Source organism: Paenibacillus litoralis, assembly GCF_046244365.1.
Lineage (GTDB): Bacteria > Bacillota > Bacilli > Paenibacillales > NBRC-103111 > Paenibacillus_V.
Genome location: NZ_CP176395.1, coordinates 6,482,082 through 6,499,959, shown reverse-complemented (window position 1 = coordinate 6,499,959; position 17,878 = coordinate 6,482,082). Strand labels below are relative to the sequence as shown.

Here is a 17,878-nt window from a genome sequence, read left to right as displayed (position 1 = left end):
TTCATTCTGACATATGCTCTATCAGACATTTCTCAATCAATTCCTTGTAGTTAGGTAATTCTTGAGTCAACCAAAGCTTTCCTGATTCTGATGGTTTATAGACGGCATCCGCGCTCTCGGCAAAATAAGTTGCCCAACGAATAATGCCCTCTGAACGCTCGAAACCCAAAAAGCAAACGGGTTCGATTGCTTTCTTTAAAAGCGACTCAACTAATTTTGGTTTGTATTTTGCAATCGATGAAAGAAACGAGAAATATCCTTCCGCAGCTGTTTCGCAATTGTAACTAGGAAGCCAAGCAAGAAAATTTTCGATAATATCGCCATCAACCAAAGATGTGTCTCCGTCTTCAATCCTTCGTTGAATAAGTTCCATATCGCTATGCTTTATCATGTATTATCCACTCCCCATGAAACTTCGATTTCATATCAATTCTTAGAATCCCAAAACACCTTGATCTCACATCTTAACAATGACGGGTACAAACTCCTCTTTTAATCTCACTTTACAGCGAAAGCTTGTATTCATACCCATATTATCAACTCCTAATAAAAGGACTCGTTTCATTCCATTTCCTCAATCCGAAACTTCCCTTCGGCTGCTCTTACGATGTACAAGTCGTCAAAACCTTCAGCATATGTAGGTACCTGTAATTTTTTCAAAGTGCTTTTAATGCCAACCTCATGCACTTTCTCTTTCCCTTCTCTCTTTTCATTTCTCGCATGGGACAAATCATAATCAGGCTCAAAGAAATAACCAATTACCTTGAACTTATATTCTTTTGCAATATCAATATACTTCTTCCTGTCATCGATTGTTGGGCTTGTATTATCAACAACAAATGACTGTTTGGCCTTGATCGATGCTGCTAAATATATATCCTCTCGGTTCCTTGTCCTAAGCATATCAAGGTTAATTCGCATATGCGAATTAAAGAATTTTTCTTTATAGAAGGTTGATTTTCCTGATGCTTGAATCCCGATGAAAATTACACATTCCATTTCTACTCATCCTTGTCCAGATAGACATATTGATTGATGTACTCTCGATTCTGACTAAAAATTGGCGTGTCGAAATCAACACCCCACTTACTTAGTGTTGCCATTCCCTTTTGATAATACTGCTTTGTAATACATACACCTCGTTTTTGCCAAACAAGGAGATCGTTCCAGTTGATTCCCTTCTCTAAGAATAACTTGTCCTGAAGCTTCTTTCCATCTAAGCCTTGGACTGATTTGAAGCCAGTGTTCTGATTTTATGGGCGTTGGGTGCATGCATGCTTCAATAGTGAACTTTAGTTCACTAATAGTGAGCCTATATTCACTATTAATAAGTTGTAAGGGGCTGAAAAGCGAAATAGTGAAGCTAGCTTCACTATTAGTGAACGTGAGTGGCCGAATAGTGCCATATGGTTCACTATCGGTTGGAAAAGCCGCTTTGTGCCTCCAATAGTGAAGTGAGGTTCACAAATAATGAACTTGAGTTCACTATCCCCTGGAAAAGCCGCTTTGTGCCTTCCAATAATAGCATGGCATAGCCGCATTCTGTCCTTCACTATCGACCGCTAACTTCCAGCGAGTATCGCCCGGCATCGCGGCCGCTCGCCAAGACAAAAAGAAGCGGACCCGCCGCATCCGGCCGAAGCCATGATACGAAGCGAAGCCGCTTCTATAGAAATAGGCCGTGTTACGCTTGCTTGCTAAGCACAAGCTCCAGTGCGGCGGAGAGGCGCTGCATGCCGAGCGTCATCGTTTCGCGGTCGGCGTGCGTGAAATTCATCCGCATCGTGTTGTACTTCGGCTCGTCTGCGAAGAAGCTCGAGCCCGGCACGAAAGCGACGCCCTGCTGTACCGCTTCCTTCAGCAGCTCTTCCGCCTTCAGCCCTTTCGGCAGATCGACCCACAGGAACATGCCGCCCTTCGGGCTGTTCCAGCTGAGCCCGTATTTGCGCAGCCCTTCGAGCAGCTCGGTCATCAGCTTCATGCGCGCATGATAGTGGCCGCGGATCGTTTCGATATGACCGTCCAGATCGAAGCCGCTCAGTAGCTGGTACAGCGCCATTTGGTCCATCGTGCTGGAATGAAGGTCGCAGGCTTGCTTCGCCTTCGCCATGCTGCGGATGACCTCCGAATCGCCCATGACCCAGCCGGTGCGAAGCGCCGGGGCGGCCGTCTTCGAGAACGTGCTTGTGTACACGACGGCAGAGCCTTCCGCTTTGTCTTCATAGGAGAAAATCGAAGGGAACGATTCGCCGCTGTCGTATTTCAGTTCGCCGTACGGATCGTCTTCAAGAATAAGCACATTGTTGTCGCGGCACAGCTTGAGCAAGCCTTGGCGGCGTTCCGAGCTCCAGACGTAGCCCGTCGGGTTGGAGAATGTCGGACATACGTACAGCAGCTTAGGCTTGTACTCGGCGATTTTGCTCGCTGCATCGCCAAGATCCATGCCTTCTTCGTCGCCTCTTACCGAAACGACTTTGGCGCCGCGCGCCTGGAATACCTGCAGGGCCGCCAAATAAGTGGGCTGCTGAACCAGAATGACATCGCCCGGATCGATATAAACGCGCGTCAGCAGATCGATCGCTTGCTGGGAGCCCGTCGTAAGCAGCATCTCGTCTTTGGTTACGTTCATGCCTTTGCGCTGCATGCGTTCTGCAATCGCTTCCCGCAGAGGAATGAAGCCTTCGGTCAAGCCGTACTGCAGCGAACGGTTGCCCATGTCGAATACGCGGTTAAACGCCGCCTGCATCGCAGCCATCGGAAACAGCTCCTCGGCCGGAAGTCCTCCGGCGAACGAGATGATCGACTTCCCTTGCGTCAACTTCAAAATTTCCCGAACCGCGCTCGATTGAAACGCCTGCATCGTGCTCGAAAAGGTATAGTTCATAGTCGGTTCTCCTTACTCGGATAGAAGTGTCATTTCTTTATCTTACCACTCGCTTCCGTCTCATTGCAAAAGAAATCGATGCTTGTCGAAACGGCCGCGATGCCCGTGCATGCGACCGGCGAAAGAGGCAGCAAAGCCCGGCGGGAACCCATGCCTTCACGCGGGAATAGCCCCCGTCAGCCGTTCGTTTGCTCGGCAAACACCCTCCCGGCCCTCTGGCCGAAGATTACGGCCGAAGCGTTGCCCGGTCATGATCCGAACGACCGCGAGACCTGTAATAGTGCACGATCGCAAAGATGCCGAGAAGAAGGACTAGCGTGGTCAATGCGCTTCCTTCCGCTCCGAACGAGCCGCCTGAAATCGTATCGCTTCCCCGGCGTGTCAGATGCACCAGCGAGTCCACTGTAGTTCCGGACACCTCAAAGCCATACACATAGCCCTGAAAATAATTCCAAGTCAGATGAAGACCGATCGGCATCCATAATCCCCCGCTTGCTTCCCGGCTGACGCCGAGGATGATGCCTGCCAGAAACAGATTGAGCAGCGGCAGCGGATTGTCGAGCACGCTGTTGTTCTGCAGATGGAGCGCGGCGAACAGCAAGGAAGAGGCGATGACAGCCACCGTTCGGCCGAAATGATAGCCGATTAGCCCTTGCAAGTATCCCCTCGCAAAGAGCTCCTCGTTTACAGATACGATGGTAAACATGAGCAAGCCGGTAGACATCGAGGCCAGCACGTTCCGGTCGAAGGCGATGCCGATGCCGGAGATTCCCCCGCAAACCCAAATGAGCAGGCCGGCAGCCGTCATGAGAACAATACCGGCCAGCAAGCCTTCGATCGTCCGCCGGAGGACGCGTCCCTGTTTGAAGCCGAGGTTCCACCCGCGTTTGCGCTCGAAAGCGGCGTACATAATCAAGGTGCCGGCTATGAACGCGCCTCCTTGAATGATCATTTGGGTCAAATTGACGGTAGTGAAAGATAGGATGTCGTCGACGCTCTTCCCGGCCGCAACCGTTACGGCGGCATATAGCAAAAATCCGATGAGCACGAGCAATAGAACGATCGCGACCGTCAGCACGATTTTGCCGGCAATGATACAAACCGTTTTGAATGTCTGCATGCCATTCCTCCGTGGACAAGGGTAATAGGCTGAGTATCCCCTGCTTTGTACGAGTTGCAGAAGAAAACGTTTCAAATCGTAAGATTCGTTTACGCGATAGGCAGAGACTATCAGTTCCATAGCTTTTATATCTTTGTAAAATGAGAGGGTTTATGATAAAACAAAGATAATTACATGGTGAGGTGAACGACACATGGCAGAAGTGAAAAAAATCGCCGTTATTTCCGGCGACGGTATCGGCCCCGAAGTAATTGCCGAAGCGGAAAAAGTGTTGAAGAAGACCGAGGAAGTGTTCGGCTACAAATTCGAAACCGAGCACGGCTTGTTCGGCGGCATCGCGATCGACGAGAAAGGCACGCCATTGCCGGAAGAAACGCTGGACATTTGTAAAAAAGCGGACGCCGTCCTGCTCGGCGCCGTAGGCGGACCGAAATGGGACAATAACTCGAAGGAGCTTCGCCCGGAAACCGGCCTGCTCGGCATCCGCAAAGCGCTCGGACTGTTCTCGAACATTCGTCCGGCCGTTATTTTCGATTGTCTGAAAGACGCTTCCACGCTGAAGCCTGAAGTTCTCGACGGCACCGACCTGATCGTCGTGCGCGAGCTGACGGGCGGCATCTACTTCGGCGAGAAATTCCGCCGCGAAACGGCGAACGGCCAAGAAGCGGTCGATACTTGCGTGTATAACGTAAACGAAGTGGAGCGCATCGCGCGCCAAGGCTTCGAAATCGCCAGAACACGCCGCAAAAAGCTTACGTCCGTCGACAAAGCGAACGTGCTCGAAACGTCCCGCTTGTGGCGCGAAACGGTAATCCGCGTTTCTGCGGACTACCCGGATGTAGAGCTTGATCACGTGCTCGTCGACAACTGCGCCATGCAGCTGCTGCGCCGTCCTTCCAGCTTTGACGTAATCGTGACGGAGAACATGTTCGGCGACATCCTGAGCGACGAAGCGGCCATGCTGACGGGATCGATCGGCATGCTGTCCTCGGCATCGCTGGGCGAAGGCAGCTTCGGCTTGTACGAGCCGGTGCACGGCTCCGCGCCTGACATTGCCGGACAAGGCATCGCTAACCCGATTGCGACCGTTCTGTCCGTAGCGCTCATGTTCCGTTTGACGTTCGGCTACCACGATGCTGCAGTCGCTATCGAGCGCGCCGTCAAAGAAGTGCTTGACGCGGGCCACCGTACGGGCGACATCGCAGTCGACAAGAGCAAAGCGATCGGTACGACCGCTATGGGCGATCTGATCATCGCAGCGATTCGCAAATAATGCTTTCTCAAGCAAGACCAACCGGAGCCATTCGGTTGGTCTTCTTTTCGTTAGGGTCAGATTTTCGAGTCGAATAGTTGCGGCAACCGCAACTTTAATGAAGCAAATCTTGATCTAACGGTGTTAAGGAAGCTCGAATAGCTCTTCTCAGGAAGAGGTGTGACAATCGTCACACTTATTTATAGTAACTTTAAAGAAGAAATGAGTTTAATTATTGACTTTCAATTTTCGTGATGATACGATTTTACCTGTGAGTTTTTCGAACATGGACATCTGTTACCCTTACAGGTAACTACATTTAAAGGAGGAAATGAACAATGGCAGAACGTTTGGTAGGTAAACCGGCACCAGCTTTCACAATGGACATCGCATACGGAAATGGACAAGATTTCGGTACGGCATCTTTGTCCGACTACAAAGGCAAATGGCTCGTTCTTTTCTTCTACCCGCTCGATTTCACGTTTGTTTGCCCGACTGAAATCACAGCGCTTAGCGACGCGGCTAACGACTTCGAGCGCTTGAACACGGCTGTTCTCGGCGTAAGCACGGACAGCAAGCACTCCCACCGCGCGTGGATCAACACGCCTAAGAACGACAACGGCCTTGGCCAACTGAACTTCCCGCTTGCAGCCGATCTGACGAAATCGGTCGCTCGCGACTACGGCGTTCTGATCGAAGAAGAAGGCATCGCGCTGCGCGGTCTGTTCATCATCGATCCGGAAGGCGAACTGAAATACCAAGTCGTTAACCATAACGACGTAGGCCGCAGCGTAGAAGAAACGCTTCGCGTTCTGCAAGCTTTGCAATCCGGCGGTCTGTGCCCAATGAACTGGAAACCGGGCGACAACACCCTCGTAGCGAAGTAAGTTCTATACGAGATAACGATTACGGCCCTTCGGCTCGCTTCGGCGGTCGAAGGGCTTTTTGCGGATGGGAGTGAAAGAGGTTGACTGCACCCAAGCACCTGCTCTTTAGCGAAGGGCATGTATGGATTGACGTACAAGGAAACCGCGCTATGCTCGGTCTGTCGGATTACGGGCAGGAGCTTGCCGGCTCAATCGTATATATCGGGCTTCCGGAGACGGGGGAAACGCTGCATAAAGGCGACTTGTTCGTCTTTATCGAAGCGGCCCTTCCGGAAGAATCCGAGCTGGAGCTGAGTATCCCGGTCTCGGGCGTCGTAACGAATGTGAATCGCGCGGTAAGCGAGATGCCCGGATCGCTGAACCTGAATCCTTATGGCTCCGGCTGGCTCGTTTCGCTTGAGCTAAGCGATCCGTCCGAGCTAGAAGGGCTTCTACCGGCGGACGAGTACGAACGGTCTTATCCGGTATTCCCGGAAGATGATGAAGGCGATGACGGTTAACGCCGCAAGGGAGATTTCTCCTTTGCGGTTTTTTTTTTGAAACTTTTTCCTGTATATTCCGTCTATGGAAGCAAGAAAGCTTTGATAAAGGGGTGTCGGCCATAAGCAGGCTTAGGAATGCGGGGATTGGGCTATTGCTATCGATCGTGCTGATGACCGGCTGCCGGATCACCACGGGGCAAACGATCATCGATTGGGCCGATTTTCTTAAGTTGAACGGGATTTCGTATAGCGGATACTGGCATGCGGCCGTAACGGATCCGACGAAAATAGGCGAGAAGATCGGAGAGGTTACATTTAACGTTGCCGATAACATTCATAAGTCGAACTACAAATCGAAGGACGGAGACGCCGCCTTCCTGGAGAAAGGGACGCCGGTTTATGCGATCGACGGTTACCCGGATCATGAGGTAGTGGCCGTAAAAGATGTGAAAGCGTATAACGGATACCGGCTGTATGCGGACGACCGGAAGCAGATGGATCTCTACGCGTCGCTCGAACCTAACGAACAGACGGTGAAGGAAGTGGAAATCTTTAAAGAATATGCGGATTTTAAGCCGCTCGCCGAGCTTCATGGAGGCCGCGCATCGTTCTTCGTATCGCTGCTGAAGGGCGGCGAGGATGGGGAGAACTATACGCCCAGCCGCCTGTACGGGGATTCGAAGATGTACCGCTTCGTGCTCGATACGGGGAAATCGATCGGGTATTCGAACGTCATTTACGACGACGGCTTTCGATTCTACTGGCATGACCGGAACACCAAGCTGGTGCCGGCCGAGTTCGCTTACTATTTGGCCGAACCGCGCAAAACGGTGTTCCGGGCAGGAGAAATCGAATTTACGCTCCCGCGCAGCGCGATGACGCTGGCTACCGGGGAGCGAATCAAGGAGGACGGCTCGACCGACAATATCACGCTGGTTTCGCGTGACGGGAACTCGCAGCGCAGCTTGTTTCCGGCCGATGCCTACGGGAGCCTGCTTAAACGCGTTCAAACGGAAAATCCGGGTAGCGGCGAGGCGAAAACGATCCTTTATTGGGCGTCGCGGCCGACGCCGGTCAACGAAGGACGGGCGATCGCGTTCGAGTCGAACAAGGATTCCGTACTGAGCCCCAAGCAGGCGTTCAACATTCATCTCGTGAATCCCGACGGCTCCGGCGAGAAGGTGCTGCTCGACGGGGCGAAATACGGCGGCTACGCCATTTTGCTGGACAGCGCCGGTACTCGTCTGGTGGCGGAAGGGAAAGACCGTTCCGTCCTCGACATCGACGTCTTGACGGGAGCGGTTCGCAAGCACGAGGTGAACGGACATCTTGACGCGCTATCGAAGGACGGACGCTACGTCCTGTACCGCGGCATGGAAAGCGATGTTGAGGTTGGAGTCAGGCTATGGGTGCTCGACTTGGAGACCGGAAGGAAGACGGAGGCGGGCGACGCGCCGAAGGATTATATTTACAGCAAGGGCATTAAATAAGTCGCACAAAAAAGGCCTCCGCCGCTACTTAGTAGCGGCGGAGGCCTTTTTTGTGCGTGGTGCTTCTCAAGCGGGGATATTAGCGTTTGACTTTATACATCGGCTTCTCCATGGCGTACAGATCGTCCTCCAGAGACAGCATTCGCTCGGTCAACGCGGTCTTGGCATCCTGCAGCGCTTGGTTATAGACGACCGGTCCGACCAGCTCGAACATAAAATCAAGCACTTGGCCTGCGGCCAATTCTCCCATTTGCTCGCCTCGCTCCTCCTCGAAAAAGTGGCGGATATGCGCGATCATCAGCTCTTTTTGTTCCAGCGGCAGCTTCGATATCGGCGATTTCATCGGTTATCCCCCTCCGGTTGTTGGTATGGATGCTGTGTTCATCTTACCACGGTTCGGCAAGCGGGCTAAAGTATTGTTTAGATTTGTTAATGCAGGAATGAACTTTCAGCTGCGGAACCTGCGGCAAAAGGAGGAATTCGCGTCCCTGGAAGCGAAGTAAGTAAACCAGAAAAGAAGACGACGGGGAGGTTGTGAGATGAGTTTTTGTTGCGGAGCCAGCATGATTGGAACGAAGGGCACGCTTAAGCATATCCGGACGCACATCCATAACGTGCCGATTTTGCTATGCCCAGTATGTCATCGCATCGAAGTACACCATCTGGTGGAGGCCGAATTTGAAATATTGGCGGAATACGCCCATGGCGACGGAGCAACCGAAGTCGATTTTCACGAGTACGCGGACCGCAAGGACGGCACTCAGCTTTTTGAAAACTGCGTGAATAACGAAGACCAAGACCCGCTCGACGTCGTGCGGTGTCAAATCGATATGTCGCTCGACCTGATGATGGTCGCCAAGCAGATCGGGGATGCCGAGTGGGAGGAGCAGCTGAAGAAACGGCTGAACATCCTCGGCAAACGACAAAACAAGCTGCTGCAAAAGAACGCTCCGGCTCGGGGAAACTAACATGCCCGGCATTTTCGGACAACGGAACATTCAAGGGACGTCCCTAACGGGACGTTTTCTTTTTTCGCCTGAGACGGGGGAATACAGGAGATTTTCCTCCGTTATCCGCTTATGGGTACGGTTGCTTGCACGGATATGCTATAATGATAGAGGCTGTCGCTAGCCGGAATGATAGATCATCCAATTCGGCGATAAAGGATGGGAACAATGCCATTCGTACTGAAGCATAAACATACATCGGAAATATATACATGCCCGCTGATCAACCGTTACGACATCCCTTATTACGGGACCAAAAGCTGGGACGAGCTTGAAGAAGCGGCGGATACATACGTTGCTTTTTTGACGGAACGCGGATTGGCGGATAGCACGGCGGATTGGGAGCCGTACGAATTGGATGAACACAAGCTGAAAATGTGCAATGTGAAGCTGAACAACAACGCGAATAAACGGATATTTTTAGGGGCGAACGGCACCTTGGAGACGCGAATGATGAGCTGAGGCTTTAGGCCTAGTTAAACATATTTTTTCCGACGGTTTCCGTACCCCCGCAACGAGCTATTGAGTCGCGAAACCTATAGTGTGAGGTGGATTTTTTGTTACTGGTCTTGTTTAAACGATTTTTGGGAAGAAGCCAGTCTCACCGTCCGGATACATCGAATGTGCAGACGCCTGAGCAGCAGGTGGAACGCATTCAAGAGGGCGATTTGCGCTTGCGCAACCAATTTATTACCGATTACCAGCCTTATGTGGCAAAAGTAACAAGCCGCTTCTGTAAACGATACATCGATCCCGCAAGAGATGATGAGTTCAGCATTGCGCTTGTTGCCTTCAACGAAGCGGTCAACCAGTTTTCTTCCGGCGCGGGGAGATCTTTTCTCAGCTTCGCCGAAACGGTCATTCGCAGACGGCTGATCGACCATGTGCGCAAGGAACAGCGTTTTGCGCAGAATGTGCCTTACAGCTCGTTCGATGCTTATGACGACGAAGACAACATCGTGAACCCGGTTGAGATCCATCAGGCAATCGAGCAGTACGAGAAACAGAAGGGTATGGAAGAAAGGCAGAGCGAAATCGCGGATTTAAGCGGCGTGCTCTCGCAATTCGACATCCGGTTTGCCGATCTGGTCGACATGTCGCCCAAGCATTCGGATTCCCGCCAAATGCTAATGGCGATCGGCTTTATGCTGGCCACCGATTCGCAGATGATGCGGACGCTGCTGAGCAAACGGATGATGCCGATAAAGGAGTTGATGGAAATTGCGGGCGTATCCCGCAAAACGCTGGAGCGAAACAGGAAGTTCATCATCGCCGTAGCGCTCATCATCAACGGTCCGTATCCGTATTTACGGGATTACTTACATATCGATGACATCGTAGTGAACAGGAGTGAGCGGGATGAGTAGGGGAGTCGTCATGGAGCTGACAGACGACAGTCTGATCGTGATGACGCCGGAAGGTTCGTTCGAGAAAATACGGCGAAACGGTCGGAATTGCCAGGTCGGCGAAGAAATTATGTTTGCCAGGCGAGAAATAGGGAGAAGGGCTCCGATAATTGCACTGTCTTCCACAGCCGCTGCTGCTGTCTTGTTCTGTGTGGTGCTGTTTGCAGGTTGGTCGGATTGGTTCGCGGATAAAACGGTCGTGGCGTATGTATCCATCGATATCAATCCCAGCATCGAGCTCGGGATCGACGAGCAGCAGAAGGTGCGCGAGATGAGAGGCCTGAACGACGACGGGGCAAAGCTGATCGCGGGCATCGAGTATAACGGCAAGAAGCTCGATAAGGTAGCGGAAGCCGTGCTCAGCAAAGCGGAGAACCTCGAGGCCATGAAGCAGGGCGAAGGGGACATCATCATTACGAGCGCGCTCGTCAGCGAAACGACGAAGCTGAACGATTCGATCATTAGCGAGCAAATGCGCCGGGAAGTGTCCGATCATATCAAACAGACGCATCCGGATACGTCCGAGAAATACGAAGTCAAGTCGTTCCCGGTTCCGAAGGAGCTGCGCGAAACGGCGAAGGCGGCGGATCTTTCTCCAGGCAAATATTCCGTTTACCTGAGCGCCAAGGAGAACGGGCAGAACGTTACGATCGAGAAGCTCAAGCAGACGTCCGTTCATGAAATCGCGAAAGAAGCGGGGGGTCTAAGCGAGCTGATCAATACGAACAAGCTCAGCAAGGACAGTCTGAAAGCGCTCGTTACGGAAGAGAAATCAGGCGAACTGAACAAGAAGAACGAGCAGAAGCAGGAAGAGAAAAAGAAAGAGAAGCAAGAGGACGATAAGAAAAAAGGAAAAGCGACGCCTACGCCGAAGCCGAGCACAACGCCAGGCAAGCAAACCGCCAAGCCAACCCCAACTCCTACTCCATCCTTCAAACCGATAAATCAACGTCCGACAACCGATCCTAGGAAACAAGACGACGACAAGCGCGACGATCAGAAAAAACAGGATGACAAGAAGAAAGACGATGACGACGATCGAAAAAAAAAGGATGAAGATAAAAGGAAGGAAGATGAAAAAAAACGGGAAGACGATAAGCGCAAGGAGCTAGAGGAGAAGAAAAAAGAAGAAGAGAGAAAGAAAGAACTGGAAGAGAAAAAGAAAGAAGAAGAGAAGAAGAAGGAACAGGACCGGAAAAAGGAAGAAGAGAAGCGCAAGGAAGACGAGAAAAAGCAGGCTGACGATCGCAAAAAGAACGATGATTCCAATCGCGATAGAAACAACGACGATCGCAGAGACCGAGACAACCGGTAACGGTTCACCATCACCCCCGCCTGCACGCCGGCGGGGGTTTTGCCGCTTTCATCCGTGCGCAGGGCTGTCGTAAGGCCGTTTCTCCCGTGATATAATGAGGGAGGAAAATACATGAGCTGCGGAATGACCGCAGGGAGAGCTAGGGCAAGCCGCGCGATCCTGCGGCTTCAAATGGGGAGGGAAGCTTTTTGCGATACCGGACATTCGGAAAAATCGGCTACAAGGTTTCGGCGCTCGGCTTTGGCGCGATGAATCTGCCGCATGTGCCCTTCGAGCAAGCTCATGCTGCGCTCCATTATGCGCTCGATCGAGGCATTAATTACATAGATACGGCCGCCGCGTACGGCAAGAGCGAGGAAATCGTAGGGGCTTGCATCGGCAAGCGCCGGGACGAGTATTTCTTGGCGACCAAGACGGGCAAGCGCGATTATGCTTCCGCCAAAGAGGAAATCGAAAGAAGCTTGAATCGGCTCCAGACGGATACGATCGATTTGCTGCAAATTCACTATGTCAATTACGTTCATGAGTTTAAGAAGGCCATGGAGGAAGAAGGCGCTTATGTAGCGGCTCTGGAAGCGAAACAGCAGGGCAAGATCCGTCATATCGGCTTGACGGGGCATCGTCCCGAGCTGTTGGCGAAATGGATTGCATCCGGAAGCTTCGATCAGGTGCTGTTTCATCTGAATTTAGCACAGCCTTTTGCGCTGAGGGAGCTGATTCCGAAACTGACGGAGCTGGATATGGGCCGTGTCGCCATGAAGCCGTTGTCGGGGGGCTTTATTCAACCGGTGGACAAGGCGATGCGCTATCCTTACAGCCAGGACGTTCACGTTACGATTTCGGGAATGGTGAGCACGGATGAGGTCAAGCAAAACTTGGCGGCGTTCGAGCATGAAGTAGAGCAAGCGGAGAGACGCGAACTCGAACGTCTGGCTGAACAGCTTGGGGAGCATAATTGCAGGAGGTGCAATTATTGCTCGTGCCCGCTGGAAATTCCGATTCCGGACATCATGATTTCCAGCCAGGTACGTCAAACGTTCGGGCTGCTTCCGAAGGGAGACGCGTTTTACCTTAAGCATAAGGAGAAGCTGTTTTCTTGCGCGGATTACGAGCCTTGCCGGGAGAAACCGCTGTGCGAGGAGAAATGCCCGTACCATTTGCCGATGCAGCGAGTTGTGCAAGAAGCGGCAGGGTACTTCCAATAACGGGCGACAACGGCAAGACCCCGGATAAGCATCCGGGGTCTTGGGAAATTTATAGCGGGTATGGCTTAGGCCTGCATGCGTTTGCTTCTCGTTTGAGCGGCGGCGATGGAGCGGGCCGGAGCTGCGGGCTCAGCCAAATCCTCGAGCCGGATAACGAGGCGCGTGATTTCTTCCGTCGTAAACGAAAAGCTGGACGTCCGCTGCTTGACGTTCTGGAGCAGAATGCCGATCAAATCCGACTTGCGTTTATGGAGCACCAGATCAAAGGTAAGGACCGGCACGGAGGCGGAATCCGGCGCGAAAACGTCCTTCGCAACGGTTGGCGCATCCTTCATGCTGACGTACAGCATTTTGCGGTTCCAGTTTACTTTGCCCGGCTCGAACTGTACGATCAAATGGTTGGCCGGCGCTCCTTCTATAGTGGCGAGCTTATAAATTTGCACGTTGTCTTTGCGGGAAGCTTTCAAATGCTGGTTGGAACGAATATCGGGTATGAACGGCACGATCAGTAGCGGAACGGCGCTAGCCGCATATAACAGGTAAGCCGATTGCTGCCAGATTGCCAGTGCGATCAACAGGCCGAAAACCAGCAACCCTATACATAAAAAAGTAATGGATTTCCGTTTCATGAATAAGTTCCTTCCTTCGTCATTACATCTGAATGCGAGAATAATAGTTTCATTTTAGCACATGAGCCGCACGGTTTGTAAGTGTTGAATGTTGTCATTTGAAGATTATGCGTGTCGATTTAACAAATTTTGTGTCGAATCGGCTTGAAAATTATAAGTTTAGGCAGCGGAAATCGGTTATAATATCGTCAATGCATGATTTTGAAGCGGGAGGCGCATCCGTGGACGAAACAAACGTACAGCAGCATAAAGACCGGGTACCGCCCGGACAGAAGCTGACTGAAGGCTTTCCGGTGCTGCATTACGGAGAGGTGCCGTACTACCGGGATATGAGCAAATGGGATTTACGCGTCTTCGGTCTTATAGAGGAAGAACAAACCGTTCCTTATAAAGAGTTTATGGCGCTGCCACGGCGGCAATTCCACAATGACATCCACTGCGTGACGACCTGGTCGAAGCTGGATAACTTATGGGAAGGCGTAGCCGTGTCGACCGTCATGGACAGGGTAAAGCTGAAGCCCGAAGCGAAATTCGTCATGCTGCATGCCGAAGGCGGATGGTCGACGAACCTGCCCCTCGAGGATTTTCTTGCGGAAACGTCTTTTTTCGGAATAAAGCATAACGGCGAGCTCCTCTCGCCGGAGCACGGGTATCCGGTGCGCATGGTCGTGCCGCATCTGTACTTCTGGAAAAGCGCCAAGTGGCTGCGCGGCGTCGAGTTCATCGCGAAGGACAAGCCGGGCTTCTGGGAAAGGAACGGCTATCACATGTACGGCGACCCGTGGAAAGAAGAGAGGTACGATTTCGACTAAAATGAAAGGCGGCATAAAACCCGCCTTTCTTTCGTTGTTCGTCCGGAAGGTCAATCTTATTTTTTTTCGCGGTTTTCGAAAACGCTCCCAAAAGGTGCGGACGGAATGTTTTACCGGCGAAGCAATGCGCAATGGAGGAGTAACGATGGTCTTGATCAAACGTTTTATTCCATATTCGCTTAAAAACCGGCTGACCATCCTGCTGATCGTTGCGATCATGATTCCGCTTGCGTTGATCGGCGCCGTTTCCTATGCTTCGATCTATTCGGTGCTGGAAAATAAAGCCGAACGGGGGGTGCGGAGCAATTTGCATCAAGTCATGCTCTCCCTGGAGAGCACGCTCGATCAGCTCAATCATGCCTCTCAGCAGCTCGCCTTGGACGGTCGGATCGGCAAAAACCTCGACCGCTATCTAAGTGCCGCCGTGTATGAAAAGAAGCAGCTCGATCGTCGAGACCTTCCCGCATTTCCTGCAAATGACGCTTCCTAAGTAACGGAGAAGCTTCTTGACGGCGTGAATAAAGTTTTTTGCATAACGGACGCTTACCCGGGACATCATACTATTAACGGTGAAAAGAGAGGCGTGGTTCCGTTGGGCTACCTAACGAATACTACCGAGGAAAGTTGTTGTTGAATCTATATAAAGAAGCGAGGGGATGTGCCCCAGAGACCATGATGTAGTACCCTGTACTGCATAAAGTCAATGAAGGCTAAGCCTGAGATTCAAAAAAGGTTCAGGACAGATTGACCAAATCAATTCACCGTTAGGGACTCCGAAAGGAGTCCTTTTATTTGTGTATCAGAAGGTATATCCTCGGATGCGGCTCTCCACCTACGGTAAACGCCAGCGTCAAAAGACGCCGGTAGGCGTTTATCCTGGCTCGCAACCCGTTTCATGAGCCGTTCTTTCCGCTTCGGGTCAGGAATATTTTCCTGATCTTTTTTATTGATCGTTTGCGCTTTGTTCGCATATAATATAGAAAATTACACGAACAAACGTTCTATATGGGGTGATGATATTGTCTCGGCCTATGACTCGCGACGAGCATTGCAGGCGGTTAAGAAAAGCGGCTTATGAGCTCGCGGCCAAGCATGGCATCGATAAGGACGGATTTTTGCGGGCGGTGGACGCTTACGAGCGAGAACCGGAGCTGCTGAACAAGATCGGCGAATTGGAGCGCGGCGTCAAGCAAGTGGTAAGGGCGCTGATCGGCAATCAGGAGGGCGAACAGGGCTGAAATCAGCCTTGTTCGTTATAGGGAGATTGACGTAGTTGTCAGCCTATGCTACCATCTTGGGAAATGAATTAATTTGTCCACTGGAATAATTAAATAGAAAGGAGGAGTTTCCCAGCTATGAAGAGCATCGATAAACCCGGACAGCCGGTCGCCAAAAACGCCACGCAGCAAAAAATGAAGGAAAGCAACAAAGCGCTGCTCCTGCATCTTCTGTATCACGACGGTCCGATGTCCCGGGTAGAGCTTGCGCGCCAAACCAAGCTAAGCCCGACAACGGTATCGGTCCTGATCGACGAAGCGATCCGGGAAGGCGTCGTGTATGAGAAAGGGACCTCCGGCTCCGGCGTCGGAAGAAAGCAAATAATTCTCGATATCCAGGCGGATAGCGGGTACTCGCTCGGGGTCGATTTGTCCTACAGGGCTGCGCGAATCGTGCTGCTCAATTTGCGCGGGGAAGTGATCGGTAGCGAAAAGTCGGCGCTGCTGATCGGGGAAGTGCAGCTGCGCCAAACGCTTCCAGGATTGATCGGCGGCTTTCTGGCGCGTCAGGGCGTCAGCTCCGATAAGATCCGGCATTTAGGCGTTTCCTTACCCGGGGTGATCGACGAAGAGCGCGGCTGCGTGACGGAGTCTACGTATTTGAAGCTGAAAGAATTTCCGCTCGCACATTGGCTGTCGGACAGCACCGGCATGCAGGTCAAGCTGGTTAACGATTTGGATGCTCACGGCTTCGCGGAACGATTCAGCGGAACGGCGCAGGGGTTCCATACGATCGTCTACATTTTGCTTGATTACGGTGTGGGAGCCGGGATTTTGATCGACAACCGGATTTACCGCGGCTCCGGCGGCGAAGCGGGAAGAATGTCCGCCTTCGTTCCTTATACGACGGGGGTTCTGGCGGAAAGCTTGCAGCGAGCCCATTCGGAACCGTTCAAGGGGCTAACTCCCGAGGAGACGATCGGTAAATTCGTGGAGCTCGGCTTGCAGCGGGAGGAGCCGTTCGCCCTGCTGCTTACGGAGATGACGGAAAAGATCTCCGCTTATTGCGGAAGCGCGCTGCAGGTGCTTAATCCGGAGCTGCTCGTGCTGAACGGCTGGATTACGCATAACGAGACGTACCTGCATGTGCTCAAGGAACGAATTGCGTACTACGAGGCTTCGCTGCGCGAAGCAGCGCCGATCCGTTCTTCGTACTGGAAGGAATTCGGCTCCGCCGTGGGAGCGGCGACGATCGGATTGGATGCCCTGTTCGGCTCAAAATCGCTATAACATCTTAACTTAGAGGAGATCACCTACCGATGGAACAACAACCGTTAAACATACTTGTCATTAAAGCGCATCCGGACGAGGCGGAAATTTATGCGGGAGGAACGGCGGCTTTGTTCGCGGAAATGGGACACCGGGTTAAGTTCCTGTCGCTGACGAACGGTTCGTGCGGCCATTATGAGATGGCGCCTTCCGAGCTGGTGAAGAGGAGGAAGCGGGAAGCGCTGGAAGCAGCCGAACGGCTGGGGATCGCCGCGTATGAAATTTTGGATACGGACGACGGGGACCTGATGCCCGATCTGGCAACCCGCAAAGAAGTGATCCGTCAAATCCGCAGCTGGGATGCGGACGTCGTCATAACCTTCCACCCCGCTCTCGGCCATCATACGGATAACCGCTATACGGGGGATGTCGTAAGAGATGCAGCTCCTTTCGTGACGCATGTGGCGCTGTGCGTGCCGGAGGTGCCATGCCTGCGGAAGTATCCGCTTTATTTGCTGATGCCGGATTATTCGATGCTGGACAAGTATACGCCGGATATCGCGGTCGACATCGGGCCCGTCCTGGAGAAAAAGCTGCTTGCCTGCGACGCGCACGCTTCGCAATTTTACGAAAGTAATCTTTGGGCCAAAGGGAAGCTGCACGAAATGCCGCAGACGTGGGAAGAGAAGAAGACGTATCTATTAACGGACTGGTCCCGTTCCTTCCATGTAAAGGACATCATGAAGGACAGCCTGGCCGAATGGTACGGACCGGAACATGCGGCCAAGGTCGATTACGCCGAAGCGTTTGAAATAGCATCCTATAACGCCGGGAAGCCAAGCGAGGAGCAGCTGCGCAGACTATTCCCGATGCTTGTGAAAAGGTAAAGAACGATTGTTCTCC

General features: G+C 52.2%; 20 protein-coding genes and 1 pseudogene. 14 read left to right on the top strand and 7 right to left on the bottom strand.

Annotated features, from left to right (window positions below):
* Window position 1: 1 nt before the first annotated feature.
* From ACKGJP_RS27465 to ACKGJP_RS27445, 5 genes and pseudogenes are all read right to left on the bottom strand, one after another.
* The gene (locus tag ACKGJP_RS27465; protein WP_409341969.1) at window positions 2-391 is read right to left on the bottom strand and encodes a hypothetical protein; all 390 of its coding nucleotides are present in this window, start codon (window positions 389-391) and stop codon (window positions 2-4) included.
* 170 nt (window positions 392-561) lie between these two features.
* Window positions 562-999: an AAA family ATPase gene (locus ACKGJP_RS27460; RefSeq protein WP_409341968.1), complete on the bottom strand. Its 438-nt coding sequence runs from the start codon at window positions 997-999 to the stop codon at window positions 562-564.
* A gap of 2 nt (window positions 1,000-1,001) precedes the next feature.
* Window positions 1,002-1,229, bottom strand: a pseudogene (locus ACKGJP_RS27455) (hypothetical protein); the annotation flags it as partial.
* Window positions 1,230-1,684: 455 nt separating this feature from the next.
* Window positions 1,685-2,884: a PLP-dependent aminotransferase family protein gene (locus ACKGJP_RS27450; RefSeq protein WP_409341967.1), complete on the bottom strand. Its 1,200-nt coding sequence runs from the start codon at window positions 2,882-2,884 to the stop codon at window positions 1,685-1,687.
* A gap of 226 nt (window positions 2,885-3,110) precedes the next feature.
* Window positions 3,111-4,004 (bottom strand): lysostaphin resistance A-like protein, encoded by an 894-nt coding sequence (locus tag ACKGJP_RS27445; RefSeq protein WP_409341966.1) that lies wholly within the window; start codon window positions 4,002-4,004, stop codon window positions 3,111-3,113.
* Between the two features lie 193 nt (window positions 4,005-4,197).
* On the opposite strand from ACKGJP_RS27445, the gene leuB reads away from it, so the two are divergent.
* From leuB to ACKGJP_RS27425, 4 genes are all read left to right on the top strand, one after another.
* Window positions 4,198-5,277: a 3-isopropylmalate dehydrogenase gene (gene leuB, locus ACKGJP_RS27440; RefSeq protein ID WP_409341965.1), complete on the top strand. Its 1,080-nt coding sequence runs from the start codon at window positions 4,198-4,200 to the stop codon at window positions 5,275-5,277.
* Window positions 5,278-5,594: 317 nt separating this feature from the next.
* Entirely contained in the window at window positions 5,595-6,143 is a 549-nt protein-coding gene (locus tag ACKGJP_RS27435) for a peroxiredoxin (protein WP_409341964.1), read from the top strand.
* An 80-nt stretch (window positions 6,144-6,223) separates the two neighbouring features.
* A complete protein-coding gene (locus tag ACKGJP_RS27430; RefSeq protein ID WP_409341963.1) occupies window positions 6,224-6,643 on the top strand; it encodes a glycine cleavage system protein H in 420 nt (139 codons plus the stop codon).
* Window positions 6,644-6,777: 134 nt separating this feature from the next.
* Window positions 6,778-8,115, top strand: a complete 1,338-nt coding sequence (locus tag ACKGJP_RS27425; protein ID WP_409341962.1) for a hypothetical protein — start codon at window positions 6,778-6,780, stop codon at window positions 8,113-8,115.
* A gap of 79 nt (window positions 8,116-8,194) precedes the next feature.
* Here the strand turns inward: ACKGJP_RS27425 and ACKGJP_RS27420 are convergent, their stop codons facing one another.
* Window positions 8,195-8,458, bottom strand: a complete 264-nt coding sequence (locus tag ACKGJP_RS27420; protein ID WP_409341961.1) for a DUF2164 domain-containing protein — start codon at window positions 8,456-8,458, stop codon at window positions 8,195-8,197.
* Window positions 8,459-8,654: 196 nt separating this feature from the next.
* On the opposite strand from ACKGJP_RS27420, the gene ACKGJP_RS27415 reads away from it, so the two are divergent.
* The 5 genes from ACKGJP_RS27415 to ACKGJP_RS27395 all read left to right on the top strand — a co-directional run bounded on the left by ACKGJP_RS27415 (window position 8,655) and on the right by ACKGJP_RS27395 (window position 13,048).
* On the top strand, window positions 8,655-9,083 hold the full coding sequence (locus tag ACKGJP_RS27415; protein WP_409341960.1) for a hypothetical protein: 429 nt from the start codon (window positions 8,655-8,657) through the stop codon (window positions 9,081-9,083).
* A 207-nt stretch (window positions 9,084-9,290) separates the two neighbouring features.
* The gene (locus ACKGJP_RS27410) at window positions 9,291-9,584 is read left to right on the top strand and encodes a hypothetical protein (protein ID WP_409341959.1); all 294 of its coding nucleotides are present in this window, start codon (window positions 9,291-9,293) and stop codon (window positions 9,582-9,584) included.
* Window positions 9,585-9,679: 95 nt separating this feature from the next.
* Entirely contained in the window at window positions 9,680-10,489 is an 810-nt protein-coding gene (gene sigI / locus ACKGJP_RS27405) for an RNA polymerase sigma factor SigI (RefSeq protein ID WP_409341958.1), read from the top strand.
* A complete protein-coding gene (locus tag ACKGJP_RS27400) occupies window positions 10,482-11,843 on the top strand; it encodes an anti-sigma factor domain-containing protein (RefSeq protein WP_409341957.1) in 1,362 nt (453 codons plus the stop codon). Before sigI ends, ACKGJP_RS27400 begins: the two co-directional genes overlap by 8 nt.
* A 188-nt stretch (window positions 11,844-12,031) precedes the next feature.
* Window positions 12,032-13,048, top strand: coding sequence for an aldo/keto reductase (locus ACKGJP_RS27395; RefSeq protein ID WP_409341956.1), 1,017 nt, complete (start codon window positions 12,032-12,034; stop codon window positions 13,046-13,048).
* Between the two features lie 65 nt (window positions 13,049-13,113).
* Here the strand turns inward: ACKGJP_RS27395 and ACKGJP_RS27390 are convergent, their stop codons facing one another.
* Window positions 13,114-13,677 (bottom strand): hypothetical protein, encoded by a 564-nt coding sequence (locus ACKGJP_RS27390; protein WP_409341955.1) that lies wholly within the window; start codon window positions 13,675-13,677, stop codon window positions 13,114-13,116.
* Between the two features lie 221 nt (window positions 13,678-13,898).
* Here ACKGJP_RS27390 and ACKGJP_RS27385 point away from each other — a divergent pair, with 221 nt between their 5' ends.
* From ACKGJP_RS27385 to ACKGJP_RS27365, 5 genes are all read left to right on the top strand, one after another.
* Window positions 13,899-14,489 (top strand): sulfite oxidase-like oxidoreductase, encoded by a 591-nt coding sequence (locus ACKGJP_RS27385; protein ID WP_409341954.1) that lies wholly within the window; start codon window positions 13,899-13,901, stop codon window positions 14,487-14,489.
* 145 nt (window positions 14,490-14,634) lie between these two features.
* Window positions 14,635-14,979: a hypothetical protein gene (locus ACKGJP_RS27380; RefSeq protein ID WP_409341953.1), complete on the top strand. Its 345-nt coding sequence runs from the start codon at window positions 14,635-14,637 to the stop codon at window positions 14,977-14,979.
* A 529-nt stretch (window positions 14,980-15,508) separates the two neighbouring features.
* Window positions 15,509-15,727: a hypothetical protein gene (locus ACKGJP_RS27375; protein WP_409341952.1), complete on the top strand. Its 219-nt coding sequence runs from the start codon at window positions 15,509-15,511 to the stop codon at window positions 15,725-15,727.
* A 117-nt stretch (window positions 15,728-15,844) separates the two neighbouring features.
* On the top strand, window positions 15,845-16,996 hold the full coding sequence (locus ACKGJP_RS27370; protein ID WP_409341951.1) for an ROK family transcriptional regulator: 1,152 nt from the start codon (window positions 15,845-15,847) through the stop codon (window positions 16,994-16,996).
* A 29-nt stretch (window positions 16,997-17,025) separates the two neighbouring features.
* Entirely contained in the window at window positions 17,026-17,862 is an 837-nt protein-coding gene (locus ACKGJP_RS27365) for a PIG-L deacetylase family protein (protein WP_409341950.1), read from the top strand.
* Window positions 17,863-17,878 lie beyond the last annotated feature (16 nt).

Coding starts and splice junctions, on each gene's coding strand:
- ACKGJP_RS27465 (WP_409341969.1), bottom strand. CDS start 391: ATGATAAAGCATAGCGATATGGAACTTATTCAACGAAGGATTGAAGAC.
- ACKGJP_RS27460 (WP_409341968.1), bottom strand. CDS start 999: ATGGAATGTGTAATTTTCATCGGGATTCAAGCATCAGGAAAATCAACC.
- ACKGJP_RS27450 (WP_409341967.1), bottom strand. CDS start 2,884: ATGAACTATACCTTTTCGAGCACGATGCAGGCGTTTCAATCGAGCGCG.
- ACKGJP_RS27445 (WP_409341966.1), bottom strand. CDS start 4,004: ATGCAGACATTCAAAACGGTTTGTATCATTGCCGGCAAAATCGTGCTG.
- leuB (WP_409341965.1), top strand. CDS start 4,198: ATGGCAGAAGTGAAAAAAATCGCCGTTATTTCCGGCGACGGTATCGGC.
- ACKGJP_RS27435 (WP_409341964.1), top strand. CDS start 5,595: ATGGCAGAACGTTTGGTAGGTAAACCGGCACCAGCTTTCACAATGGAC.
- ACKGJP_RS27420 (WP_409341961.1), bottom strand. CDS start 8,458: ATGAAATCGCCGATATCGAAGCTGCCGCTGGAACAAAAAGAGCTGATG.
- ACKGJP_RS27415 (WP_409341960.1), top strand. CDS start 8,655: ATGAGTTTTTGTTGCGGAGCCAGCATGATTGGAACGAAGGGCACGCTT.
- ACKGJP_RS27410 (WP_409341959.1), top strand. CDS start 9,291: ATGCCATTCGTACTGAAGCATAAACATACATCGGAAATATATACATGC.
- ACKGJP_RS27400 (WP_409341957.1), top strand. CDS start 10,482: ATGAGTAGGGGAGTCGTCATGGAGCTGACAGACGACAGTCTGATCGTG.
- ACKGJP_RS27390 (WP_409341955.1), bottom strand. CDS start 13,677: ATGAAACGGAAATCCATTACTTTTTTATGTATAGGGTTGCTGGTTTTC.
- ACKGJP_RS27380 (WP_409341953.1), top strand. CDS start 14,635: ATGGTCTTGATCAAACGTTTTATTCCATATTCGCTTAAAAACCGGCTG.
- ACKGJP_RS27370 (WP_409341951.1), top strand. CDS start 15,845: ATGAAGAGCATCGATAAACCCGGACAGCCGGTCGCCAAAAACGCCACG.
- ACKGJP_RS27365 (WP_409341950.1), top strand. CDS start 17,026: ATGGAACAACAACCGTTAAACATACTTGTCATTAAAGCGCATCCGGAC.